This is a genomic window from Brevibacillus brevis NBRC 100599, assembly GCF_000010165.1.
GTDB classification, from domain to species: Bacteria; Bacillota; Bacilli; order Brevibacillales; family Brevibacillaceae; genus Brevibacillus; species Brevibacillus brevis_D.
Genome location: NC_012491.1, coordinates 1205447 through 1228913 on the forward strand (window position 1 = coordinate 1205447; position 23467 = coordinate 1228913).

At 46.9% G+C, this 23467-nt stretch carries 25 protein-coding genes; 19 read left to right on the forward strand and 6 right to left on the reverse strand.

Translation table 11 applies throughout. From position 1 onward, the window contains the following. Positions 1–103: 103 nt before the first annotated feature. From BBR47_RS06235 to BBR47_RS06245, 3 genes are all read right to left on the reverse strand, one after another. Positions 104–481: a hypothetical protein gene (locus tag BBR47_RS06235; RefSeq protein ID WP_231850563.1), complete on the reverse strand. Its 378-nt coding sequence runs from the start codon at positions 479–481 to the stop codon at positions 104–106. Positions 482–1045: 564 nt separating this feature from the next. Next, the gene (locus BBR47_RS06240; RefSeq protein WP_012684899.1) at positions 1046–1813 is read right to left on the reverse strand and encodes an SDR family NAD(P)-dependent oxidoreductase; all 768 of its coding nucleotides are present in this window, start codon (positions 1811–1813) and stop codon (positions 1046–1048) included. A 28-nt stretch (positions 1814–1841) separates the two neighbouring features. Beyond that, a complete protein-coding gene (locus tag BBR47_RS06245) occupies positions 1842–2543 on the reverse strand; it encodes an SDR family oxidoreductase (RefSeq protein WP_012684900.1) in 702 nt (233 codons plus the stop codon). Between the two features lie 200 nt (positions 2544–2743). On the opposite strand from BBR47_RS06245, the gene BBR47_RS06250 reads away from it, so the two are divergent. The 3 genes from BBR47_RS06250 (at position 2744) to BBR47_RS06260 (ending at position 6407) form a co-directional block, all read left to right on the forward strand. Then, positions 2744–3676, forward strand: a complete 933-nt coding sequence (locus tag BBR47_RS06250; protein ID WP_012684901.1) for a 3-hydroxyacyl-CoA dehydrogenase family protein — start codon at positions 2744–2746, stop codon at positions 3674–3676. A 258-nt stretch (positions 3677–3934) separates the two neighbouring features. Then, positions 3935–5914 carry a methyl-accepting chemotaxis protein gene (locus tag BBR47_RS06255; protein WP_012684902.1) on the forward strand — a complete coding sequence of 660 codons (1980 nt, stop codon included), beginning with the start codon at positions 3935–3937 and terminating at the stop codon, positions 5912–5914. 151 nt (positions 5915–6065) lie between these two features. Further along, a complete protein-coding gene (locus tag BBR47_RS06260) occupies positions 6066–6407 on the forward strand; it encodes a GRAM domain-containing protein (RefSeq protein WP_012684903.1) in 342 nt (113 codons plus the stop codon). 61 nt (positions 6408–6468) lie between these two features. On the opposite strand, the gene BBR47_RS06265 is transcribed toward BBR47_RS06260, so the two are convergent. Beyond that, a complete protein-coding gene (locus BBR47_RS06265; RefSeq protein ID WP_012684904.1) occupies positions 6469–6738 on the reverse strand; it encodes a hypothetical protein in 270 nt (89 codons plus the stop codon). 158 nt (positions 6739–6896) lie between these two features. Between BBR47_RS06265 and BBR47_RS06270 the strand changes: the two genes are divergently transcribed. From BBR47_RS06270 to BBR47_RS06320, 11 genes are all read left to right on the forward strand, one after another. Then, a complete protein-coding gene (locus tag BBR47_RS06270) occupies positions 6897–7118 on the forward strand; it encodes a hypothetical protein (RefSeq protein ID WP_012684906.1) in 222 nt (73 codons plus the stop codon). 37 nt (positions 7119–7155) lie between these two features. Continuing rightward, the gene (locus tag BBR47_RS06275) at positions 7156–7452 is read left to right on the forward strand and encodes a hypothetical protein (RefSeq protein ID WP_231850564.1); all 297 of its coding nucleotides are present in this window, start codon (positions 7156–7158) and stop codon (positions 7450–7452) included. 123 nt (positions 7453–7575) lie between these two features. Beyond that, a complete protein-coding gene (locus BBR47_RS06280; protein ID WP_012684908.1) occupies positions 7576–8277 on the forward strand; it encodes a TerC family protein in 702 nt (233 codons plus the stop codon). A 2-nt stretch (positions 8278–8279) separates the two neighbouring features. Continuing rightward, positions 8280–9152 carry a LysR family transcriptional regulator gene (locus BBR47_RS06285; protein WP_012684909.1) on the forward strand — a complete coding sequence of 291 codons (873 nt, stop codon included), beginning with the start codon at positions 8280–8282 and terminating at the stop codon, positions 9150–9152. 183 nt (positions 9153–9335) lie between these two features. Then, on the forward strand, positions 9336–10403 hold the full coding sequence (locus BBR47_RS06290) for an AbrB family transcriptional regulator (protein ID WP_012684910.1): 1068 nt from the start codon (positions 9336–9338) through the stop codon (positions 10401–10403). Between the two features lie 201 nt (positions 10404–10604). Continuing rightward, positions 10605–11639 carry a Bug family tripartite tricarboxylate transporter substrate binding protein gene (locus tag BBR47_RS06295; RefSeq protein ID WP_012684912.1) on the forward strand — a complete coding sequence of 345 codons (1035 nt, stop codon included), beginning with the start codon at positions 10605–10607 and terminating at the stop codon, positions 11637–11639. 81 nt (positions 11640–11720) lie between these two features. Next, the gene (locus BBR47_RS06300) at positions 11721–12182 is read left to right on the forward strand and encodes a tripartite tricarboxylate transporter TctB family protein (protein ID WP_012684913.1); all 462 of its coding nucleotides are present in this window, start codon (positions 11721–11723) and stop codon (positions 12180–12182) included. Positions 12183–12194: 12 nt separating this feature from the next. Further along, on the forward strand, positions 12195–13718 hold the full coding sequence (locus tag BBR47_RS06305; protein ID WP_012684914.1) for a tripartite tricarboxylate transporter permease: 1524 nt from the start codon (positions 12195–12197) through the stop codon (positions 13716–13718). Positions 13719–13730: 12 nt separating this feature from the next. After that, entirely contained in the window at positions 13731–14513 is a 783-nt protein-coding gene (locus BBR47_RS06310; RefSeq protein ID WP_012684915.1) for a class I SAM-dependent methyltransferase, read from the forward strand. A 235-nt stretch (positions 14514–14748) separates the two neighbouring features. Further along, a complete protein-coding gene (locus BBR47_RS06315) occupies positions 14749–15201 on the forward strand; it encodes an Lrp/AsnC family transcriptional regulator (protein ID WP_012684916.1) in 453 nt (150 codons plus the stop codon). A 19-nt stretch (positions 15202–15220) separates the two neighbouring features. Continuing rightward, entirely contained in the window at positions 15221–16189 is a 969-nt protein-coding gene (locus BBR47_RS06320) for an EamA family transporter (protein WP_012684917.1), read from the forward strand. Between the two features lie 29 nt (positions 16190–16218). Here the strand turns inward: BBR47_RS06320 and BBR47_RS06325 are convergent, their stop codons facing one another. After that, the gene (locus BBR47_RS06325) at positions 16219–16938 is read right to left on the reverse strand and encodes a response regulator (protein ID WP_012684918.1); all 720 of its coding nucleotides are present in this window, start codon (positions 16936–16938) and stop codon (positions 16219–16221) included. Further along, positions 16931–18559 (reverse strand): ATP-binding protein, encoded by a 1629-nt coding sequence (locus BBR47_RS06330; protein WP_041749282.1) that lies wholly within the window; start codon positions 18557–18559, stop codon positions 16931–16933. The genes BBR47_RS06325 and BBR47_RS06330 overlap by 8 nt, the downstream gene beginning before the upstream one ends. Before the next feature lie 266 nt (positions 18560–18825). Between BBR47_RS06330 and BBR47_RS06335 the strand changes: the two genes are divergently transcribed. The 5 genes from BBR47_RS06335 (at position 18826) to cyoD (ending at position 23465) form a co-directional block, all read left to right on the forward strand. Then, positions 18826–19038 (forward strand): hypothetical protein, encoded by a 213-nt coding sequence (locus BBR47_RS06335; protein ID WP_041749283.1) that lies wholly within the window; start codon positions 18826–18828, stop codon positions 19036–19038. 507 nt (positions 19039–19545) lie between these two features. Further along, positions 19546–20541, forward strand: a complete 996-nt coding sequence (qoxA, locus tag BBR47_RS06345) for a cytochrome aa3 quinol oxidase subunit II (RefSeq protein WP_012684920.1) — start codon at positions 19546–19548, stop codon at positions 20539–20541. A 23-nt stretch (positions 20542–20564) separates the two neighbouring features. After that, positions 20565–22535 (forward strand): cbb3-type cytochrome c oxidase subunit I, encoded by a 1971-nt coding sequence (locus tag BBR47_RS06350; RefSeq protein WP_012684921.1) that lies wholly within the window; start codon positions 20565–20567, stop codon positions 22533–22535. 2 nt (positions 22536–22537) lie between these two features. Next, positions 22538–23146: a cytochrome o ubiquinol oxidase subunit III gene (gene cyoC, locus BBR47_RS06355; RefSeq protein ID WP_012684922.1), complete on the forward strand. Its 609-nt coding sequence runs from the start codon at positions 22538–22540 to the stop codon at positions 23144–23146. Position 23147: 1 nt separating this feature from the next. Further along, positions 23148–23465 carry a cytochrome o ubiquinol oxidase subunit IV gene (cyoD, locus tag BBR47_RS06360; protein ID WP_012684923.1) on the forward strand — a complete coding sequence of 106 codons (318 nt, stop codon included), beginning with the start codon at positions 23148–23150 and terminating at the stop codon, positions 23463–23465. The last annotated feature ends 2 nt before the right edge of the window (positions 23466–23467 follow it).

Here is a 23467-nt window from a genome sequence, read left to right on the forward strand (position 1 = left end):
TCATTTTCATGTGACTGCTGATCCCGTCGTCCATGGGGATGCTCGTCCCGTTGATGGAAGAGAGCTGGCAAAGAAGCGAGCGCGTTCGTGTTTTTGAGGAGTTTCAAGGTAAACTGCTAGTTTTTTTCTCAAGCTCCATCGCTTCTTCCAAAAAGGCTTGCCTTGCTTCTTTTACTAGGAAAACAATCAGGATGAAAACAAAGATGTAGGCAAAGTCGAGAAACCAGATAAGCCCCAAGGGATGGGAAAGCATGGCCCCTAGCATAGGTGACATCAACCCACCCATAACTCCAGCCATTACTCCTTCAATAGAAGCGGTAAGAGAGACCAATTTCCCCGAGATAAACCCAACCACCATACCAATTGCGATAGCAATGATCGTCGCAGATTGTAAATCGCTCACCAGATATACTTGAATGTTCAACCCCAAGGAAATACTAGACATAGCACCTAACACCATAGCGATGATCATGCCATCCATACAGGCAAGCTCGGACCGATTTTTATAGGTATAAAGGATACAGCTAACCGTCACCAAACTGAGAAAAATCATGTTTAGGAATAGCATATAATCCTCTTTAGTTCGCTGCTATTTTCCTTCTTCGCCTGCATCCACACCTGCAAAAGATATTGCATCTACTACCTCGACAAAGACATCTGTTAGCCACTTTGACCACCTCCTGCAATAACATATGAGGTGGTCAAAGAAAGTTGCTTGACTGTGGATCGGTATTTTCACTAATTATTCTAAAATGGGTTGAATGTTTTTGTTAAAATTTCAAACGATTACCATTAATATAAGGAAGAAGACTGATGAATGAGGTGATCCTATCAGAATAATTCTCTTGGTTATACTTCTTGGGCTGTTAGCATTGAGATTTTTCGATCTAGACGTTAGCATGGGAATCAATAGAAAGGTTTTAGTAGTCATCACAGTTGCGGTGGCTTTCTGGATGTTTTATTTGGACTATAAGGGTAGAGGAAAGAAAGGCCGCACGACCGGTGGAAACTGACCGAGCGTGCGGCTTTTTCTGTGTGTAACGAACTAGGACAACTGATCCGTAATTCCAATGTGACTGCTGATCCCGCCGTCCATGGTGATACTCGTCCCGTTGATGTATCCGCTATGCGGTCCAACGAGATGATCAATCATCTGGGCGATTTCCACCGGTTGAGCTACGCGTTTGACCGGGCTTTTGGCGATGACCCGATTCATGTAATCCGAAATATCCTCCGGACGTACGCCCATCGCGGTATCCACATATCCGGGACAGATGGCATTGCAAGTAATCCCGTGCTCACCCCATTCCGCAGCAATTGTTTTCGTATAGCCGATCATGCCGTGCTTGGAAGCGACGTAGGTGGACGAATGTGCTGAGCCGAGCAAGCCCTGAATAGAAGCGATGTTGACGATCCGCCCGTAGTTCCTTTCTTTCATCTTGGGTAACAGGTTTCTGCAAAATAGGAATACACTTTTCAAGTTGGTATTCATGATCCAATCCCACTCTTCATCGGAGACTTCGTCAACTCGGTGGAATGGACCACCAACTCCGGCGTTGTTGACCAAGATGGTGATATCTCCGAAATGCGATTCTACTAGCTGGATGGCTTCTTCTACTTGTGCTCGTTGACCGACATCACAGCGAATGGACAAGGCTTGACCGCCTGCCTGACTGATTGCTTGGGCGACTAACTGAGCCTTTTCTTCATGTACATCAAGAACAGCGACACGTACCCCATGTTGAGCCAAAAGCTTTGCGGCTGCTGCCCCGATTCCATTGCCTGCTCCTGTGATGATTGCTACTTGCTGCATTTGAAAACTCTCCTTATTCATCTGTGATTTAGAGAACGCCTTTAGGCGGAAGGATTTTGACTTCATCGATTCGAACGTGGAGGGGACGGGAGGCGATATCTAACACGGTATCTGCCACATCTTTTGGTACGAGCATCGCACTCGGATCAAAAAAATGTCGGTCCTCCGTCATATTTGTATGAACGGCGCCGGGAAAAATGGTGGAGACTCTTACATTGTCGTCTTTCCATTCTTCATTGCAAATTTGGGAAAAGCCTTGGACGGCAAATTTCGAAGCACCATAAACGCCGTTTTCCGCAATGGGAATATATCCTGAGACACTAGAGATATTGATGATACGGCCTCCGTGAGCTTTCATTACCTTGTATCCTTCGCGGCTGCAAAGAAAGAGTCCGGTTACATTGGTGCGAAAAACATTCTCCCATTCATCTAAGCTTGTTTGTTCAACAGGCTTAAACACGCCGACGCCTGCATTGTTCACGAGGACATCTAGACGTCCGTATAACCTTTGTACTTGCGCAAATAAGGCAAGGACACTTTGCTCGTCAGTCACGTCTAGCTGTACATTCGTCACACTTCCCGGTTCAGCATGTGCAATTTCGCTCGGATGAGGCGCGGTTCGAGAGGTTGCCCAAACGATCGCTCCTTCTTTTGCCAGAACATTTGCCATCTCAAAGCCCAATCCCCGACTGGCTCCTGTGATGACCACGACTTTATTCAGTAGTTTCATGCGTACCTCCGTATATAAAACGTCCATTCCAATAATTGGTTTTACTAAACGTTTTTTAATGGTACAAAACTTTGACCCTTCCAACAAGCGCCATACAAATGAATTTCGGTAAAAGGAGTAGGAACTTGTGGGCAGGAACTAGGTATTTCATCGTGGAAAGCTTTGCTAGTAAACCGAATTCACCCTAGGAGGATCTTTCTATGGAAAAGCATGTGGCTGTTATCGGATCAGGTGTTATGGGACATGGAATCGCGCAGTTATTCGCATTGGCTGGATTTCGTGTTTCTCTTTACGATTTGCAGGAAGAGTTTTTGCTGAAAGCGAGAGCTAGCATCGAGCACAGCCTTTCTCTTTTGGTTGCAGAGGGAGTGATTGCAGACCAGTCTAGAGTAGCGGCGCTCGAGCATATCGTCCTGACCACGGATTTGCAAGCGGCAGTATCTTCAGCTGAAATCATCACAGAAGCAATCCCAGAAGTCGTCGAGCTAAAGTGGGAGCTGTTTGAAAAGCTGGAGCATTACGCGAAGCCAGATGCGATTATTGCTTCCAATACGTCTACGTTTTCGATTGCGCGACTGATTGAAAAAGCTACGACTCCCCAACGCTTTATCATTACACATTTTTTCAATCCAGCCCAATTGGTTCCGTTGGTAGAGGTAGTCAAGCATGAGAAAACCGCGCTGGAAGTGATTCAAAAAACCATGCAGCTGATGGAAGAGATCGGGAAGTGCCCTGTTCTGTTGAAAAAGGATGTACCGGGCTTTATCGCCAATCGGCTACAAACAGCCTTAGTGAGAGAAGCTTTTCATTTGCTTGCAGAAGGTGTTGCAGATGCAGCCCAGATCGACACGGTGATGAAGAACGGAATTGGCTTTCGCTGGGCTTTTGTCGGGCCTATTGAGACGGCGGATTTTGGTGGACTCGATACGTGGAAGCGCGTGATGGATAACCTGGCGCCAGAGCTGAATGGTTCGACAAAAGCACCCGCCATCATGGAGGAACGGGTAGCAGAAGGCAATCTCGGCACCAAGACCGGTGCAGGTATTTACTCGTATACGGATACGGCTGTTTCAGAAAAGCTGCGTGTACGTGACGAACAGTTTATCCGCTTGGGGAAAATGAAGCGCAGTTGAAGTGACTTACAAATTCGCTCAACAAAGCAACTGTTGCAGCTTGCATCGATCCAATACCGACCGTCCTGTCTATCATTCATAAGCAGGGCGGCTTTTCTATGGCCGCGAGGGCGGTATAATCCCCACTTTTTTATACCTATTACAGTTCTATATATTTTTTGCTTAATTAACACTCCTTCGTTACCGATATAAAAAAATTAGGACTCCACCTACAGGAAACGTTTTTCCAAATACAACTTAGAAAGAAGATGAAATGAAGTGAAAGTTAACCTCAGGAATTGGCTTCGAAGCTATCGAACCAAACTCATCATCACATTTCTCTTGATTCTGTTAGTTCCTTCCCTTGTCGTTGGAAGCTTGGCTTACAATCAAGCGAGACAAGAAATTGAAAAACAGATCATGGACAGCGCCGACGAAAACGTCGATTTGGTCAACTCCATCGTAAGCAGTACGTTTGAGGGCAAAAAGAAGGATGCTGACTATTTGGCAAAAGATATCACACCTGGCGTGAAATCAGCTGATGTTCAAGAAGAAATCATGCATCACTTGGATATGTATATGGGCATGCATGCGGATGTGTCCAGTATCAGTTTGGGAACGGCTGACGGTCAGTATTTCCGCGCTCCCAAGCAAGAAATACAGGCAGGGTTTGATCCCCGGACGAGAGACTGGTACAAGAGAGCAATGGAAAACAAGGGGACGGTCGTCGTTACAGAGCCATATATTTCGGCGGTATCAGGTCAGGTTTTAGTAGCGGTAGCAAGAACGACAGAGGATGGCGCTGGGGTTATCTGCATTACAGTTGGGATTGAACAGATCAAGCAACTGGCAAACTCAGTCAGCATCGGTTCGGATGGAGATGTCATCGTAGTGGACAGCAATAAGAAGTATGTCGTCCACCCGGAAAATCAGGCAGGAACAGTGGCACAAGAGAGTTTTTACGACAACTTGTTCCAAGGAGAAACAGGACAATTCACTTACGAGGAGCAAAGCATCCCGAAACAGATTTACTATGCGACGAATCCAGCTACTGGCTGGAAAATTGCCGGTTCGATGTACTTGTCAGAGGTTGAGGATGCTGCAGAGCCGATTTTCGAGCAAACGTTTTGGACGATTGCGATCTGCTTGGTGTTGGGAGGACTCATTGTAGCAGCTGTTCTGCGTTCCCTTCTCCAGTCCATCCAGGAAGTGAAGGTACATGCCGTTAGAGTGAGCCAAGGGAATTTGACTGACCCGATTCAAGTACGGTCAACCGATGAAATCGGTGAGCTTGGCCATGCGTTTAATACGATGCAGGATAACCTGCGGGCGCTCATTTCAGATGTCGAGACTAGAGCGGAGCAAGTAGCAGCGTCTTCGGAGCAATTGACCGCGAGTGCGCAGCAGACGAGCATTGCAACCGAGCATGTAACGACTGCGGTTCAAGAGGTAGCTGGCAGTGCGGAACAACAAACGAGCGGAATCGACCAAAATGTTCGCTCCTTGCAGGAGATTGCGGAAGGGGTCACACGGATTGTAGAGAGTGTCAATGTGTTGTCGGATACGGCTCAGCAAACGACGGTTCAGGCAGAAGAAGGGGGCAACTTTGTCGCTCAGGTCATGAGTCAAATGAAGTCGATTCATGAATCGGTAGAACAGTCTGATCGCATGACCAAATCGCTCTATGACCGTTCGAAAGAAATCGGCACGATCTCGGATGTCATCAGCGGGATTGCCCAGCAGACGAATTTGCTGGCATTGAATGCAGCGATTGAAGCGGCGCGGGCTGGTGAGCATGGCAAAGGCTTTGCGGTTGTAGCTACAGAGGTGCGACTGTTGGCTGAGCAATCACAAATGTCGGCTAAGCAAATTTCTGAATTGATCACAGAGATTCAACGGGAAACCAAGCAATCCGTCGACAACATGGAAACAGTCAGACTGGATGTTGAAGCAGGCTTGGAAGTTTCGGAGGAGACGATTCACAAGTTTGAAGGCATTATGGAAAGCACCAGAATGACCAATCCACATATCGCAGAGGTTTCCATGATCGCACAGCAAATCTTGGCTGCTGTTCAGGAAGTAACCGCGACTGCCAATGTGCTCGTCACCATCGCGAAAAGCAATGCCGAAACAGCCGAGGAAGTAGCAGCCTCTACGGAGGAGCAACTCGCCTCCATGCAAGAGATCTCATCCTCCGCTCAATCCTTGTCGTCATTGGCGGAAGAGCTGAAAGTAATGCTCAATAAGTTTACCTATTAGCATACGAGCAGGGCGCTTTGAAGCACAACAGATCGTTTACAGAATCTGTTGTGTTTTTCATTTGTACATATAGGTTCCTAATTATGGTAATATGAATTGCCTACCAATTCGAGAAAAAACGGAATCGCATGTCGGAGGGGAAAAGGAAGCAATGAAACTCAAGCGAAACGAATCGATCGTGCAAGAGAATATAGCGGCAAACCTATTCAGAGGAAGGGAAGGAGTAGGTGGGAAGTTAACGATTACGAGTGAAAGACTCTATTTTCAACCACACAGTCACAATAATCAAACACAACCTCTCGAATTGCACTTGAATGATATTACGGCAGTTGAAAAGCGGAATACGCTATTCGTGATCCCAAATGGAATGAAAATCAAGATGCATAACGGGCAAGAGCACAAATTTGTTGTATGGAAACGGGCGGAGATCATTGGAATGATTCAAGATACAAAAATGAAGCAAAAAATGACGGTGATTATTAAGACGAGGTAGTCATCCGTTCAATGAAAAGCGCCCTGCCACAAGCAATACTGAGCAGGGCGCTTCCCACATTTTACAAATTCCTTGCAATGTGTGGTTTGCTATAATGACTGGTACCCCCACCGCCAACCAATACTCTTCCACCTTGTCTGAAGATGAGCAATTTCCTGGATCCATCTGAGAGCAGTACAGTGACTTTTGCCCGATTCGTTTTTGCAATATAAATAACGTAACCACTTCTGGAGATTATCGTACGCCAGTTGCGGTCGAATTCAGAGCGCAGAACGCGATTGGAATACACTTGGTTTTCCACACGTCTCGCGGTGATTCTTTTGTTTTTCATCGAGTCTCAACACCTCCTGTCAATCTATCCTATTCATGGGAGAGAAAAAGGAGTGGACAAGAGTTGTAGGCAATTTTACTATTTTCGTTGCAACAACGCAGGAAGCGTTCTATGATAACACCAAGGACGGTATTCAAGTTAAAAAGGAGTGAAAGACAATGGCAAAAAGCGTAGCACGCAAGCAACGGGAAAAACTGGCTCGTGAAGGCAAAAGAAACCCAGAGCTCAACAGAAGCATCTTTGCATTCGCTGACATGAGACAACGGACGACGAAGACGAGAGCAGAAAAACTGAATCAACAGAAGCACAAAAGGTCGTTATCCTACCAAAGTGATGATGGCCTTTTTTATTTGCGTGCGAAGCTTGCTGCAATCGTTTAACATAAAATCATCCCGTACCAAAGTGAGGCATGACATCATGAATAATACTATTCACCCCGAATGCGCGAGAGCCATTCAGCATCTCCTCCAACTGAAGGACCCAAAACGCGAAGACTTTTTGGCGTTGAAAACGTACGGAAATGATCGCTATTCAGCAATGGGGTGGGAGGAGCTACAGACGTACATCAATGAAAAGACCGTCATCATTGTCGAGCAGTTTGAAAATGAACAAAATATTATGTCCGCCCTGCGTTGGGTAGCGAGAGGATTGCCGGCTTGGCTAGCGATTCGAAAAGTGCGGGCGGATTATTCAGTGTATGGATACAAGAAGTAGCCTGTCTTCGAATGACAGGTTTTTTCTATTCCAAAAAAATATATGCAAATAATAGAAATAATACTGCACGAATGAAAAGATAGGTCTATTATTGTCAGTATCAGAAATTTTGGAGGAGACATCATGACAGATTACTTACTTAGCTTACTTCAAATTATTATGATCAACCTGGTCTTGAGCGGAGACAATGCAGTCGTGATTGCTCTTGCCTGTCGGAACCTGAGTCCAGAGCTGCAGAAGAAAGCTACTTTTTGGGGGAGCTTCGGTGCAATCGGACTTCGGATCATCCTGACCTTCATTGCTATCTGGCTGTTGAAAATTCCGTTTGTCCAAGTCGTCGGAGGGCTTTTGCTCATCTGGATTGCGGTCAAGCTGTTAAAAGGTGAAGATGAGGACAGTCACATTGGTGGGGGAGCGAGTTTTGTTGAGGCACTCAAAACCATTATTTTTGCCGATTTGATTATGAGTCTGGACAATGTCATCGCCGTAGCTGGAGCAGCGAACGGGAACCTGATTTTGGTCATCATCGGTCTTACCATCAGCATTCCGCTCATCATTTGGGGAAGCCAGTTACTGATGAAGCTGATGAACCGTTTTCCCATCATCGTATTGTTGGGGGCGGCTTTGCTCGGATATACAGCAGGAGAAATGATTGTAGGAGACAAAGCAGTTGGCAGTTTCCTGGAGGGGGTAATGCCTTCGCTGCATATGATATTGCCAGTAGCATTGGCAATTCTGGTCATTGTGATTGGAAACTATTTGAAAAGGAAGGAGAAAAATGCGTTAAATAAAGAAGTGACAAATAACCATGCGGAGACACTATAGCTATGGAATATCGCGATTGGTACATTCTCCAAACCTTGTACCAGGAACAAAACATTACAAAGACAGCCGAAAGCTTGTATTTATCCCAGCCTGCGCTGACGAAAAGACTGCGGCAGATTGAGAAAGAATTTGGCGTACAGATCGTGCAACGGGGGAGTAGAGGCGTTCATTTCACTCCTCAAGGCGAGTACTTGGCCAAATGTGCAGATGAAATGCTCCTCAGACTGCGCAATATCAAGGAGCATGTCTTGAACATGGGCGGCGAGGTCAATGGTACGCTCCGGCTGGGGGTTTCCAACTATTTTGCACGGTACAAGCTCCCGATGATCTTGAAAAAGTTTAAAGAAGCCTATCCAAACGTCGAGTACAAGGTAATGACCGGATGGAGCAAAGACGTCTACAGGTCTGTGTATAATCAGGACGTGCACGTAGGCTTCGTCCGGGGAAGCTACAACTGGTCCGACCAAAAGCACTTATTGTTCGAGGAATCGGTCTATGTCGTTTCCACGGAACCCATTCAGATCGACGACCTGCCCACTCTGCCGCGAATCGACTATGAGACGGATCCCATGCTGCTGGCATTAGTGGACAGCTGGTGGACGGAACGATTTTCCCAACCACCGTTGATCGGCATGGAGGTCGACAAGGCGGATACATGCAGTGAAATGGTAGCAAACGGTTTGGGGTACGCCATCCTTCCGCGAGGCGTGCTGAATGGCAAAGATGATCTGCACATGATTGAGCTGACCACAGCCGAGGGAGAGCCGATCAAGCGAAGTACCTGGATGTTTTATCATGCCGACTCGATGGAATTGCAAATGGTCAAGGCATTTGTGGGCTTCATAGAGCAGGGTGAGATTGCATTCATCGATTAAGCAAGGAAAAAGGAACTGCTGCGAATTCCCTGAATGGGGAGCCAGCAGTTTTTTATTATTCACACAAGGAATCGCTAACGATAACCATTTTGTATTTTTTCTGCGAGAACAATTGATTTACACTAGGTGTACCCCCACCCTAGAAGCTTCATACAACGTCGGATAGTAGGAGAGGGAACGCTTATGCTGCTACGCATTCTGTTTACATTGCTGCTCGGATCACTGGGAGGCTGGCTGTTTGCTACCATTCATAGCCCACTTCCTTGGCTACTCGGAGCGCTAGTTACGACAGTTATCTGTAATATGCTTGGGGTCAAAAATCTCTGGATTCCCCGCTGGTTTCGTCAAGCAGGATTGACAGTGATCGGGATTACCCTTGGTCTGCGAATGACATCTGAAATCGTCGATACGATGACGGGGCACGTCGGTTTGATGCTTATCACCACGATTTTGACCATCTTGATCAGTTTGGTGAACGCGTGGATCTTTTATAAGATTTGCAGAGTAGACGGGATAACGGCGATATTCAGCAATATTCCCGGTGGATTATCGGAAATGGTGTCGGTGGGGCAAATGGCGGGGGGAAATCAACAAGTCATTACGATTTTTCACTCGATCCGTGCAATCAGCGTCGTGCTTTGTACCCCTTATCTCGTGGCATTTCTACCTACGCATGCTGCCATACAGACGGCTACGACAGAACACGTGCTGGGGATTGGGCAGACAGTCATGATCCTAGTGGCTGGTCTCATTGGAGCGCTGATTGCGTCACGCTGTTATATACCCGCTCCGTTCTTGCTAGGTGCCTTGCTCGTGACCGCTTTGATTTCGATGAATACATCGCTTGTGGGAGAGAGTCCTGCGTTGCCAAGCATCTTGGTCCAAGGGGCCCAAATATTCATCGGGGTCAGCATCGGTCTTGGCTTCAAACGAGAGGACATCGTGAAAAATCGCCGATTCTTTCTGTTTGGTCTCATGCATTCCTTGTTCTTGTTCGTCATGGTAATTGTGCTTGCCATCGGCATTTCTTACGTCACTGCAACTGATATCGTGACAGCGATTCTGGCTACGGTGCCAGGTGGACTTGCCGAAATGAGCTTAACTGCCTTGGCGACAGGAGCCGATCCGCTCCTAGTGACGGCGTTTCATCTGTTTCGCTTGGTCCTTGTCCTTACACTGTTTTCCTTCGGCGCACGTGCATGGACCAACTACCACAGCAGGATCAAACAGCCAAAGGAGACCAGCGCTTGACGGAGTTTTACAGTCAAATATATGGCAAGGCCTGCACGTTCCCAGATCGGAACGGCAGGTCTTTTTGGCGTGAAAAGAATGAAAATAATCGTAAATATGGTTTTTATCCAAATTATCTGAATAAACTAGGAAGCGTTTTCATCGGATGATATGATCTCCTTACCTTAATTGAAAACGCTATCAACAGAGGGGGTCATAAGGATGAAAAAATCAAACAAATGGACAAAGTGGAGCGGAGTACTCCTCACTACAGCAATGGCACTTAGCCTCGCAGCCTGTGGGGGCGGCGGTGGGCAGACGGCTTCCTCTGGAGGAGCTTCTACTTACCCGGAAAAGCCTATCTCGGTTACCGCACCATCGGGCGCAGGCGGAGGCTTGGATAAAACAGCGCGTTCCCTCGCAAAGGTGATGTCAGCAACGAAGCTGGTAGACAAGACCATTTCGGTCGAAAACAAGCCAGGTGGCGGACAGGCAGTAGGCTTGGCTGATTTCGTAACGCAGGACAAGAAAAACAACTATAAGCTCCTGCTACCCTCTACACCAATCGTGATTAACAATGTGAAAAAAGAAGGAAACAGCCCGCATTCCTACAAGGATATGACTCCGTTGGCACAATTGACGAAAGATTACGGCGCGATTGTCGTAGCAGCCGATTCTCCATACAAGGATCTGAAATCGTTACTAGATGCAATCAAAGCTGATCCAACCAAAGTAACAGTTGCAGGCGGCTCTGCTCCTGGCTCGCTTGATCACTTGACCTTCTTGATGCCAGCTGTCAAAGCGGGAATTGATCCGAAATCAGTGAAATACATCTCTTACGATGGTGGCGGGGAAGCGATCGCCTCTCTCTTGGGTGGCAATGCTGACGTACTGGCAACAGATGTATCCGGTTCGGGTGAATACTTGAAATCCGGCAAGGTCAGAATTCTGGGTGTTTCTTCCCCTGAGCGCTTGAAAGGAATGTTCAAGGATATCCCGACGTACAAAGAATCCGGTTATGACACGGAGCTGATCAACTGGCGCGGTGTATTTGGGCCAAAAGATATGACGCCAGATGCTGTTGCTTACTGGGAGCAAAAATTGAAAGCGATGACAGAGACTCCTGAGTGGAAAGCAGAGCTGGAAGCAAACGGCTGGGACGATGGCTACAAAAACGGTGCAGACTTCAAGAGCTACCTGGGTGAGCAAGAAAAAATGTTCAAGGAAATCCTGGGTTTGCTCGGAATGGCCAAATAAAAAGGTTTGCTGGGGGATGGAGAAGGAGCGATTCTTCTCCTCCTTCATTCTGGATTCTGGTACGAACAGGAGGGAACATACGTGAGCAAAACATTTGACCGCTTCGCCAGTCTGATTTTTCTCGTGTTGGGTGTAGCCTTTGTGGTCGGCAGCCAAAACATCTCGGCGAGCGCTTACGGCAGCCATGTAGGGCCAAACATTTTTCCGATGGGACTCGGAAGTCTTCTGATCCTGCTCAGCTTGCGATTATTTTATGAGACATTCACATACAAGCAAGAGGGCAAGAAAGAGAAGGAAAAGCTCGATTACAAACGGTTCCTCATCATTCTGGTCGGGGCATTATTGTACGTATTGCTTTTAGAGGAAATCGGCTACGTGATCAGTACCTTCCTGTTCCTTTTCGTTGGGTTCCAGACGATGCAGAAAGGGAAGTGGCTCAACAGCGTAATCATTTCCGGTGCGTTTTCGTTCGGTGTCTACTTGTTGTACGTGGAAGTTCTCGATGGCACATTGCCCGGTTTACCAACATGGTTAGGCTTGTAGGAGGTGGATGAAATGAGTGCATTTGATTATTTGCTGAACGGATTTGCCACTGCCCTGCAATGGCAAAATATCATCTTTGCGTTTGTCGGCGTCTTGATCGGGACAGTAGTTGGGGTATTGCCAGGGATTGGGCCAATCAGCGGCGTGGCCTTGTTGATTCCGGTGACAGCCTCGTTGACGAGTGGACTGCCACCAGAAGCAGCGGCTACCAGCGCCATTATTTTGTTGGCAGGGGTTTACTACGGGGCGATGTACGGCGGCTCTACCACTTCGATTTTGTTGAATACACCGGGTGAGTCATCTTCTGTCGTCACCGTACTGGACGGATACCCGATGGCGAAGCAGGGAAGAGCCGGAGTTGCTCTCTCTATCGCTGCGATTGGTTCATTTTTTGCAGGACTTGTCTCGCTTATCGGTCTGGTATTTTTGGCAGAGCCACTCTCTGAAGTAGCGCTCAAGCTCAGTCCGGCAGATGAATTTTCGCTGATGATCTTGGGGTTATGTGCACTTAGTGGGCTGGCAGGCAAGTCTGTGACCAAAGCATTGATGATGACGGTTTTTGGCTTATTGATCGCGACGATTGGGCTGGACAATGTATCCGGCGTGGCGCGTTTTACCTTTGATATGCCCGAGCTTTATTCCGGTTTGGAATTTTTGACGATCGCCGTAGGGGTATTTGCGCTTGGCGAAGTGTTCAAGACGATCCTCGAGCGCGATGTGAATGAGGGAGAGATCGCCAAAATTTCCCGAATCATACCGACCAAGGAAGACTTGAAGGAAAGTGCTGGACCGATTCTCCGTGGATCACTGGTTGGATTTTTTAAAGGAATTGTTCCAGGTTCCGGTGCAACACTGGCCTCCTTCCTCGCTTATTTGCTGGAAAAGAAAATCAGTAAAACGCCTGAAAAATTCGGCAAAGGAGCAATTGCTGGGGTAGCGGCTCCAGAGTCGGCAAACAACGCAGCATCTGGCGGGGCGATGATTCCACTTTTGACCTTGGGGATTCCGGGTACAGGGACGACAGCGGTATTGATGGGCGCACTGATTATGTACAATGTGCAGCCAGGTCCGCTCTTATTTGAGGATCATCCGACCATTGCTTGGGGCTTGATCGCGAGTATGTTCATCGGAAACGTGATGCTCTTGATCCTCAATATGCCGCTCGTAAAGGTGTTTGCGAAGCTGATTGAGACACCCCCTAAATATTTGATCCCGATGATCGTTGCCATTTCGGTGTTTGGCGTATACGCAGTCCGTGTCTCTGTTTTTGATCTGGTCTTGTTGCTGCTCTGTGGACTCGTGGGTTACTTTTTGGCGAAAAACGATTTTCCAATGGCTCCACTCGTTCTTGGCTTGGTCTTGGGTCCGATGATTGAAAACAATTTACGACGAGCGCTGACGACGTCCAATGGTGATTTTTCTATCTTTATTGAAAAGCCAGTATCGCTGGTGTTCCTCATCATTGCGGTTCTCTGGATCACCGTTCCCTTGATCATGAAAATGAGAGGGAAGAAAGTAATCGTGAACGAAGAATAGGGGGCGATTCTCATGCGCGATGACAAAAGGATCAAAGAGGAAGTCAAACAGCAGTTCGGCTCGAATGCTGAAAAATATGTGAATAGCCAGACGCATGCTACGGGAGAGGATCTCGCTCTCCTCACGCCTTGGCTGAATCCATCGCCGGAATGGGTGTTTCTCGATGTGGCAACGGGTGGCGGTCATCTTACCAAGGCAATCGCTCCACATGTCGGTCATGTCTTTGCGACTGATTTGACACAGCCTATGCTTGCAGCGGCGCGAAACCATCTGAAATCTCACACAAGCAATGTCTTTTATGTGGTTGCGGATGCGGAGGCACTTCCGTTTTTGAGTGAATCCTTTGATGCAGTCGGGTGCAGAATCGCGGCTCATCACTTCCCGAACCCGGAATCGTTTGTAAAAGAAGTGGCGCGTGTTCTGAAGCCGGGTGGAAAATTCGTGCTGATCGACAATATCGCAGCAGAGGATGAAAAGCTCGACCAATTTGTGAATACGCTGGAGAAACTTCGGGATCACAGTCATGTACGAAGCTACTCACGCTCCGAATGGGTAAGGTGGATCGAGCAAGAGGGGCTGGTGGAGAGTCATTCGCGCATCCGTAAAAAGACGTTCCCGTATGCGACTTGGGTCAGACGTACGACTGAGACTGAGGAGCAGGTTGAGCAAGTAACCGCGCATATCGCAAGAGCGGATAAAGAAATCCAAGCCTACTTCGCGGTTGAAAAAGTTGGAGAGCAAGTCGTTTCCATTCAAGTTGATGAGTGGATGGCATTGTTTGAGAAACCAGAATGATAAGGACGATGCTTTTAAGCTGGTCCCCGCTTACAATTAAGCGGGGGCTTGTTCTTTTTTGTGTGGGTACCTAAGTAACGATTCGTAATGAGTAGGGTGCTTTCACGACGGTTTTTGGCATGATTTTTTTGGGATATCTTGCTCTGTATTTACTATTCGTTTGAATTCGGGCAATATAGAGTACAAATGGTCTATATGAAGGAAAATATGCTACTATAACCACAGGAGGTATGTGATGGATGAGGTTGACCTGAGAATTGTTCAATTGCTCGAGGAAAACGGAAGGATATCTCATGAGGAAATCAGCAAGCTGCTGCACATCTCGCGGCCGGCTGTTCACCAACGGGTTGCCAAGCTTGAAAAAAATGGTGTGATCAAGGGATACCGTGGCATCATTGACTGGAGAAAATTAGAGCAAAGGCTGAAGGTATTGATTTTCGTCAAAGCAAGATGTCAGGACTTCAAAGAAATCACAGCAAAGATTATGAACGTTCAGGTACCGAACGTGACCATCATGGAATGCCAGCGGCTCGCGGGAGAGTGGTGCATGATGCTAAAAGTACGTGCAACGGCACCAGAAGATATCACCAATCTGATCGATGAAATGGTCCAGTATGACGAAATACTGGAAACTTCTACGACTTTCATCTTGTCGACGATCTACGAGGATGGACGGAAAGAAATTTGACAACCAAGGTGGAAACACAATGACAGGAAAAAAAGATTCGAAATTATTTGGCGTTACGATTGCGTTGCTAGCGGTCTACCTGTTTTGGGGAGGCACTTATCTCGGAATGAAGATCGCCATTGAATCGATGCCACCTTTTATTATGGCGGGGGCGCGATTTTTTCTGGCGGGATCGATCCTGTTTTTGATCGGGCGTTGGAAAGGGGCAGAGCTGCCCAGTGCAGCAGAATGGAGAGGGGCCGGAATTGTTGGGGCGTTGTTGCTTCTCGGAGGTAACGGTGTAGTTGCATGGGCGCAACTCAAGGTACCATCAGCAATCGCGTCCTTGCTGATCGCTACCGTTCCATTATGGATTCTCGTTTTCAACTGGGTCGGTGGCAGCAAGAAGAAGCCAACGGTTGGAGTCATGGGAGGAATCCTGTTTGGCTTGGCGGGGATCGCAGTGCTGGTTGTCCATCCCGAGAGCTCAGGCAATCAAGGGATCGATACCGTCGGAATCTTTGCGCTCCTGTTTGCCTCAATCAGCTGGGCAGTGGGATCGTTGTATTCGCGAAATGCAAAGCTCCCTGCATCACCGGTAATGGCGACAGCCTTGCAAATGATCATCGGAGGGAGTTTGCTGGGGATCACTTCGCTGTTTCTCGACGATTGGACGAAGCTGCACCTGTCGGAGATCACCCTGCGTTCCTGGATTGCTTTTGGCTATTTAGTTGGATTTGGTTCCATTGTCGCCTACACAGCATACATTTGGCTTTTAAAAAATGCAGAGCCTTCCCTGGTCTCCACGTACGCTTATGTGAACCCGATTGTCGCAGTATTTCTAGGCTGGCTAATCGCTGATGAACAATTGACAAGCCAAACCTTGATTGCTGCTGTCATGATCATCGCAGCCGTTGCCATCATCACGATGTTTCGGGAAAAGAAGAGTCCAGGTGCGACACAAACGATAGCAAGAAAAGAAAAAGGGAAGCTTCAGGTTCATAAATGAAGCTTCCCTCTTCTTTTTGCCATTAGGCTTTATTTGGTTGTTTTTTGTGGAACCCAGCGGTATTTTCTTTCCGGACGTCCGACGGTTCCATAGAACGTCTCGACAGTTACTTCATTGATAGAGACGAGAAATTCGAGGTATCTGCGCACGGTTGAATGGCTCATGCCAGCCAGTGCAGCCAGATCATCAGCATTCATACTTTGGGTGGTCTCCTGCATCTTGTCCCGGATCAGCTTTAATGTCAGCTTGTCGATGCCTTTCGGGAGCGAGGTGACAGTCCCAACGGTTTTGGTAGCAGGAGTGTGTGCGGCTTTCGTGAACAGCTTGTCCACCGCTGTTTGATCAATGGTTGTATGCTGCTGCAGCTGATGTCTCGTATTTGCATATTGCTCCAAGGTAGACATGAATTTATCGATCATGATCGGCTTGATGATGTAGCTGTATGCACCGCCACGTATCGCTTCTCTCACCGTTTCCACATCGTTTGCGGCTGTGATCATAACAACATCGATCCCGCGAAAATGCTTCCGTACTTCACGCAACAAGTCAATCCCGTTCATATCCGGCAAATAAATGTCCAAAAGCAGCACATCTGGCGTAACGACGTGAAGCATCTCCAGTGCCTGTTTTCCAGTCGTGGCCGTGGCAATAATCTGGAATCCTTCCAGTTTACTTGTGAATTGTTCATAGATTCTAGCTGCAATTTCGTCATCTTCCACGATCATGACGGTAATAAGTTTCTCAGACATTGTGGATTGCCTCCTCACTACTTGCTTTGTCCCATTTCTTGGGGACGACTACGGTGAAACGCGCTCCGCCTAGATCACTTTTTCCGAGTGAGATTTGCCCCTCTAATAGCTCGATGGCGTTTTTCACAATAGCCAAACCGAGTCCTCGATTTTCACCTGATTTCGTAGTGACACCGCTTTCAAAGATGCGGGGCTCCAATTCTTTTGATACCCCATGTCCAGTGTCTTCGATGTCAAAAATGATATCGCCACCTAAATCAGTGAAGGATACGTGAACCAATGCGTCAGTGCCTTTGTATTCGAGTGCAGCTTCCATCGCGTTGTCGATCAAATTGCCGAGAATAGTGACCAATACCTTTGTATCCAAGCTGTCAGGTACATTTCCCAAATAGCTGTCCTGATCAATTTCGAGTAATACCTTCAATTCTTTGGAGCGATTGATTTTCCCTAGCAGACAAGCAGCGATGAAGGGCTCTTTGACTGAACTCATAATGAAGGCGAGAATATCCTGCCGTTCCTTTACTTCATCGGTGATGAGTTCGATTGCTTTGTCGTACTCCTTTAGCTTGAGGAGACCGTAAATGGTGTTCAAACGATTTAAATATTCGTGATTTTGTGCACGCATATTGTCCGAAAAGGAACTGATCTTCGTAATTTCTTCAGTGAGTTGCTCGATTTCGGACTCTGGACGAAATGTGAAGACCACGCCTCTGATTTCATTGTTGCTCAAAATTGGAGAGTAGTCGGTTATAAAAATTTCGTGTCCCAGCAAAATTTTGTAGTTCATTTCTTGCGTATTTCGATTGACAGAATGAATGATGTCGCGCAATTGCGGGCTAGCGATCGATTTCCCTACGGCCAAATCCTCTTGGAGAAGGGAACGCGCACGTTTATTCATCGAGACGACACGCCCTTGCATATCGACTGCTACCGTAGCATCGCGAATCGATTCAAGAATAGCTGCTTTTTCCGTAAACAAAAATGAGATTTCCTCTGGCTCCAGACCAAAGATCAACCGCTTGACTCGTCTGGCAATAATAATCGCACCAATAATTCCGATAACCAGCAGCACTAGAGATAAGGCGACGACCCTTTCCTTGTATTCCGCGACCTTTTTCTCTACATCACTCATGACATAGCCGACAGAGGAGACTCCGATTGTTTCGCCTTTCTTGTTGACGATCGGTGTTTTCGCTTTGATGGCTGGACCAGAAATGCCTGTCCCCCGATAAATGACAGAGCGGTTTTCTAAAAAGACGGGGTCATTGCTGGTTCCCATCGGTAATCCAATCTGCTTTGGGTCGTAGTGAGAGTACCGAATACCGTCCTTGTTTCCAATCACCACATAGCTGGCGCCCGTTTCCTTCCGAATGGTTTCGGCTATTGGTTGAATCACCTTGGAAGGATGATCGGTCTCAAAGGCTGCAATGATGCGTTCGTTCATGGCAGATAGCTTGGCGACCGTCATGGCTTGCTGCCCGATATAGCGATCCAAAATGTCATCTAATATGAAGGAAAATAAGGCAGTTCCTATCCCCATGCTGATCAGGACAACGATGGAAATGAGCAGAACCATTTGGGTCAAGAGGCTGATGCGGGCTTTTTTTGGAGTATGAACCATGGGCAAACCACCTTCGATGACAGATCAAGATGCTATACATGTATGAAAACGTTTACTGTATTCATTATAACAATAACGCATTCACATTTGTGACACAAAGTAAATTTGTAACAATACGATAGCCAATAGGTTTATGAAAAAAGTTTTGACAAATTTTTTATAAAAAAATGAACAAAATATGAACAACAAGTGAATATTATGTTACAATAAGAGCATAAAACAGAAACGGTCACGCAAAAAATCTATGATGATAGGGGTTTTGTGTTATGAATAACGATCGAAAAGCAGCAGATGTGTTAAGATGGATGGCTTGGACAGTATTATTCGTCGGTGCTGTTATTATGGCTTTCACTGCAAGCGATTTCAGATCGGAGAACTTGCCGTTGATGGTGTCGATCGGATTTTTGATCGCTGGCATGAATATCTTCATTATGAGCACGGTGTTTCGCTTGATGACACTAAAAAGAACTGACGCCTAAGTTAGTTAAAAATAGTCTCATAGTACCTCTCATTTTCTTCATTAATAATGAGAGGTTTTTTATTTATACGGAAATTTGCCGTCAGCGAAATAAGCTGGCGGTTTTTTTGTTTTTTTATTAAAAGTGAAAAAGAAATCTTGACAATTAGAATTGGGTGTAATGACCAAAAATGGGTGACGGGAATCATTAGAGGGGAATCCTAACAAGAATATGATCAACTCGTGACTGCAATGTGAACACTTTGTAACAGAAAAGCTACGAAATATTGAACGTCGTTAAAAACGAGTACAAAATCTCGCAGACTCTGATAGTATGTATATGCGGCAAATAGTGAAGTTCACTTGTGTTGAAAAACCTATTGTGAGGAACTCTCGAAACGTGTGAATGCACGTTGAAGAAAGAAGGTTTTCCAAAACCTCGTTCGAGACCTCTCCATAGAGAGTGACTGCACTATCGACATCCAAAGTATTACATGCTCGTTGTTTGTGACTAGGAGGGATTAGGAGAATGAGCGGAGGAAAAATGCTGAGGCATATCCAGTTTTGGATCTTGGCAGTGTTGGGCACCGTTCTGCTGACAGGCTGTGGTAGCGAATACCTCGTCTTGAATCCAAAAGGACCTGTAGCAGAAACGCAGTACAATCTCATTATTATTTCCACGATATTGGTCGCTGTCATTATCGTTCCGGTTATTGCGCTTACCGCTTTCATTGTATACCGCTATCGGGATACACCGGGCAATAAAGCAAGTTACAAGCCGGAGTGGGCACACAGTACAACCCTAGAGGTAATTTGGTGGATTATTCCTATCGTTATCGTTGCATTGCTGGGTTACTTTACTGTCCGTGATGTTTATGTGTTAAAAGAGAACCCGAATAAAGAAGTTGCCCCTATGACTATTCAGGTTACGGCTTTGGACTGGAAATGGATGTTTACGTATCCAGAACAAAATATCGCAACTGTTAACCATCTGGAGATTCCAGCAGGCGTACCGATTCGCTTCCAGGTATCTGCTGATGCACCGATGAACTCTTTCTGGGTTCCAGAATTGGGTGGACAGATTTATGCGATGGCGGGAATGGCTACCGAACTTTATCTGCAAGCAGATGAACCAGGTACATTCGCTGGATTTAGCTCCAACTTCTCAGGTGAAGGTTTCGCCAAAATGCAGTTCGATGTAGTGGCAAAACCAAAAGATGAGTTCGATAAATGGGTAAAAGAAGTAAAAGGTACGACTCCAGCTATGACGAAGGCAGATTATGAAGAGCTTCGCAAGCCTGGCGTGACAGACAAGTTTACGTACTCTGCATTCCCAGAAGGTATGTTTGAAGAGATCGTTGCGAAATATGGTCATGGTCACGATATGGACTATGTGATGGAGAAAAACCCTGCGCCCGCAGGTGACAAGTCTTCTAGTGAGACTTCGCTAAATATGCAGCATATGCAGCATAAGACTGAATCGCACAACATGCCTGGAATGAATCATTCCAGTATGAACCACTAGGCGAGAGGGAGGAGGAATACCACGTGTGGGAGAACATTAAGGATTTTGCATCCACGTTCTTTGTAACAGGTGACCCACTGATTTACGGTGCGGACGTATCGATTGTACTGACCATGGTTGCGATCGTATTCGTTCTGACTAAGTATAAAAAATGGGGTTGGCTGTGGCGCGAATGGTTGACTACAGTTGACCATAAGCGTATTGGTATTATGTATTTGATCGCATCGCTTCTGATGCTGTTCCGCGGTGGGGTTGACGCCCTGCTGATGCGCGTGCAGCTGGCATTCCCGAACGTAGAATTCCTGCACTCGGATCACTATAATGCCATCTTTACGACTCACGGTACGATCATGATTTTGTTCATGGCGATGCCGATGATGTTTGCCTTGTTTAACATGGTAGTACCGCTTCAACTCGGTGCTCGAGATGTAGCGTATCCGTTCTTGAACGCACTCAGCTTCTGGCTGTTTATGCTCGGTGCGATGCTGTTCAACCTTTCGTTCGTAATCGGGGGCTCCCCAGACGCTGGTTGGTTGTCTTACCCGCCACTGTCACAAAATGATTTTAGCCCTGGACCAGGTCAGAACTTCTATATTTGGGGGATTCAAATCTCCGGTATCGGTAGTTTGGCGACAGGGATTAACTTTATCGTAACGATTCTCAAAATGCGTGCACCTGGCATGAAGCTTTCCAAAATGCCATTGTTTAGCTGGTCCGTATTGTCCAGCTGCATTATGATTATCTTCGCTTTCCCAATTTTGACTGTAACTTTGGCTCTGTTGTTCCTTGACCGTTTCGCAGGTGCCCATTTCTTCACAATGGACGGCGGCGGTAATCCGATGATGTACCTCAACCTCATCTGGATGTGGGGTCACCCTGAGGTATATATCGTAGTAGTACCAGCTTTCGGTATTTTCTCTGAAATCGTGGCTACGTTCTCACGTAAAAAGATTTTCGGCTACAAATCAATGGTTTGGGCGATGATGATCATTGCCGTTGTATCGTTCTTTACATGGGCTCACCACTTCTTCACAATGGGTACGAGCGCAAGTGTTATCGCCTTCTTTGCGATATCAACGATGATTGTTGGTATCCCGACCGGGGTTAAGGTCTTTAACTGGCTGTTTACAATGTACCGTGGTCGGATATCCTTTAAACAACCAATGCTGTGGACCATTGCCTTTATCCCTTGCTTCGTAATTGGTGGAGCGACAGGGGTAATGCTGGCAGTAGCTCCGGCAGACTATCAGTATCACAACAGTTACTTCCTGGTTGCCCACTTCCACCAAGTATTGATCGGTGGGGTAGTGTTCGGTTACCTGGCTGGTATTTACTACTGGTGGCCAAAACTGTTCGGTTTCAAGCTCGACGAGAAACTGGGCAAATGGGGCTTCTGGTTCTGGAATATTGGTTTCTACGTGTGCTTTATGCCGCAATACGCGCTCGGTTTCATGGGTATGACTCGCCGTTACTACACGTACGGTTGGGATCGCGGTTGGGCAGACCTGAACCTGGTATCCACTGTTGGGGCATTCATGATGGGTATCGGTTTCATCTTCCAAGTATGGCAAATCGCTTACAGCATCAAGCATGGTGAGCGCGACACGACAGGCGATCCATGGAATGGTCGTACACTGGAGTGGTCGATTCCATCACCTGCACCGTTCTACAACTTTGCTGTTGTTCCACAAGTGAAAGAAATGGATGACTGGTGGGCAACGAAAGAAGCAAAAGCAAATGGCACCTATAAAGAACAACCGGCCAAACTGGAGCCGATTCACATGCCGAAGAACTCTGGAATTCCGTTTATCATGGCGAACTTCTGGTTCCTGGTAGGTTTTGGTTTCACATTTGGATGGGTTTGGATGGCCGTTATTGGATTCATTGGCGTATTCGCATGCATGTGGGCACGCTCCTTCCAATACGACACGGATTATTACGTACCGGTGGAGGAAGTGCGTCGCACTGAGGCTTCACTGGGGAGGGTGGTGTAACGATGGCTACGAATCATGACCATGGTCACGGCCACGACCACGACCATCATGAAGAGCATGAGCAACTTAAGGTTCTCGGTTTTTGGATTTTCGTTGTAACAGACTGCGTGTTGTTCGGTACATTGTTTGCAACCTATGCGGTAATGATGAATAGCTTTGCTGGTGGACCAACTGGACAGGAATTGTTCCAGCTGCCAGGCGTTATTGCTTCAACCTTTATCTTGTTGACAAGTAGCTTTACCAGCGGTCTCGCTGTTCTGGCGATGAACAAAGGCAATGTTAAGCAGCTGATTGGTTGGCTGGCTGTAACTGGTCTTTTGGGACTGTCTTTCGTAGTGTTGGAAGTCACTGAGTTTATGCACTTGATGAGCGAAGGCGCAACCATGGCGACTAGCGGCTACTGGTCCGCTTTCTACACACTGGTTGGTACACACGGAGTGCACGTAACGGTTGGTCTGTTCTGGATGACTGCGTTGATGATCCAGCTGAAGCGTCGTGGAATCTCTGCGGTTACTCGCCGCAAAATTACCAACTTTAGCTTGTACTGGCACTTCCTTGACGTTGTGTGGATCTTCCTCTTCACAGTCGTTTACCTGATGGGGGTGATGTAAGGTGGCACAACATCAAAACCATGGCGGACATCATAGTCACGGATCGATGAAAGAGTACGTAATCGGTTTTATCCTGTCGATCGTGCTCACCATTATCCCACTCGTGCTGGTCATGAACTCGATTTTGAGTAAAACAGCGACCATGATCGCGATCTTGGTAATGGCGGTCTTGCAGTTCGTCATTCAGTTGGTCTTCTTCATGCACATCCGCGAAGGAGAAAAACCACGCTACAACGTACAGACATTGATTCTTGGACTTGTGATTGTAATTACAATCGTTGCAGGTTCCCTCTGGATCATGTTGTTTAACAAATATTAATC

Excerpts from the sequence above, each read along its gene's own strand:
- BBR47_RS06280 (WP_012684908.1), top strand. The coding sequence starts at position 7,576 with ATGACAGATTACTTACTTAGCTTACTTCAAATTATTATGATCAACCTG.
- BBR47_RS06250 (WP_012684901.1), top strand. The coding sequence starts at position 2,744 with ATGGAAAAGCATGTGGCTGTTATCGGATCAGGTGTTATGGGACATGGA.
- BBR47_RS06290 (WP_012684910.1), top strand. The coding sequence starts at position 9,336 with ATGCTGCTACGCATTCTGTTTACATTGCTGCTCGGATCACTGGGAGGC.
- BBR47_RS06270 (WP_012684906.1), top strand. The coding sequence starts at position 6,897 with ATGGCAAAAAGCGTAGCACGCAAGCAACGGGAAAAACTGGCTCGTGAA.
- BBR47_RS06295 (WP_012684912.1), top strand. The coding sequence starts at position 10,605 with ATGAAAAAATCAAACAAATGGACAAAGTGGAGCGGAGTACTCCTCACT.
- cyoC (WP_012684922.1), top strand. The coding sequence starts at position 22,538 with ATGGCTACGAATCATGACCATGGTCACGGCCACGACCACGACCATCAT.
- BBR47_RS06325 (WP_012684918.1), bottom strand. The coding sequence starts at position 16,938 with ATGTCTGAGAAACTTATTACCGTCATGATCGTGGAAGATGACGAAATT.
- BBR47_RS06310 (WP_012684915.1), top strand. The coding sequence starts at position 13,731 with ATGCGCGATGACAAAAGGATCAAAGAGGAAGTCAAACAGCAGTTCGGC.
- BBR47_RS06265 (WP_012684904.1), bottom strand. The coding sequence starts at position 6,738 with ATGAAAAACAAAAGAATCACCGCGAGACGTGTGGAAAACCAAGTGTAT.
- BBR47_RS06335 (WP_041749283.1), top strand. The coding sequence starts at position 18,826 with ATGAATAACGATCGAAAAGCAGCAGATGTGTTAAGATGGATGGCTTGG.
- BBR47_RS06330 (WP_041749282.1), bottom strand. The coding sequence starts at position 18,559 with ATGGTTCATACTCCAAAAAAAGCCCGCATCAGCCTCTTGACCCAAATG.
- BBR47_RS06260 (WP_012684903.1), top strand. The coding sequence starts at position 6,066 with ATGAAACTCAAGCGAAACGAATCGATCGTGCAAGAGAATATAGCGGCA.
- BBR47_RS06305 (WP_012684914.1), top strand. The coding sequence starts at position 12,195 with ATGAGTGCATTTGATTATTTGCTGAACGGATTTGCCACTGCCCTGCAA.
- BBR47_RS06240 (WP_012684899.1), bottom strand. The coding sequence starts at position 1,813 with ATGCAGCAAGTAGCAATCATCACAGGAGCAGGCAATGGAATCGGGGCA.
- BBR47_RS06285 (WP_012684909.1), top strand. The coding sequence starts at position 8,280 with ATGGAATATCGCGATTGGTACATTCTCCAAACCTTGTACCAGGAACAA.
- qoxA (WP_012684920.1), top strand. The coding sequence starts at position 19,546 with ATGAGCGGAGGAAAAATGCTGAGGCATATCCAGTTTTGGATCTTGGCA.
- BBR47_RS06245 (WP_012684900.1), bottom strand. The coding sequence starts at position 2,543 with ATGAAACTACTGAATAAAGTCGTGGTCATCACAGGAGCCAGTCGGGGA.
- BBR47_RS06275 (WP_231850564.1), top strand. The coding sequence starts at position 7,156 with ATGAATAATACTATTCACCCCGAATGCGCGAGAGCCATTCAGCATCTC.
- BBR47_RS06315 (WP_012684916.1), top strand. The coding sequence starts at position 14,749 with ATGGATGAGGTTGACCTGAGAATTGTTCAATTGCTCGAGGAAAACGGA.
- BBR47_RS06320 (WP_012684917.1), top strand. The coding sequence starts at position 15,221 with ATGACAGGAAAAAAAGATTCGAAATTATTTGGCGTTACGATTGCGTTG.
- BBR47_RS06235 (WP_231850563.1), bottom strand. The coding sequence starts at position 481 with ATGGATGGCATGATCATCGCTATGGTGTTAGGTGCTATGTCTAGTATT.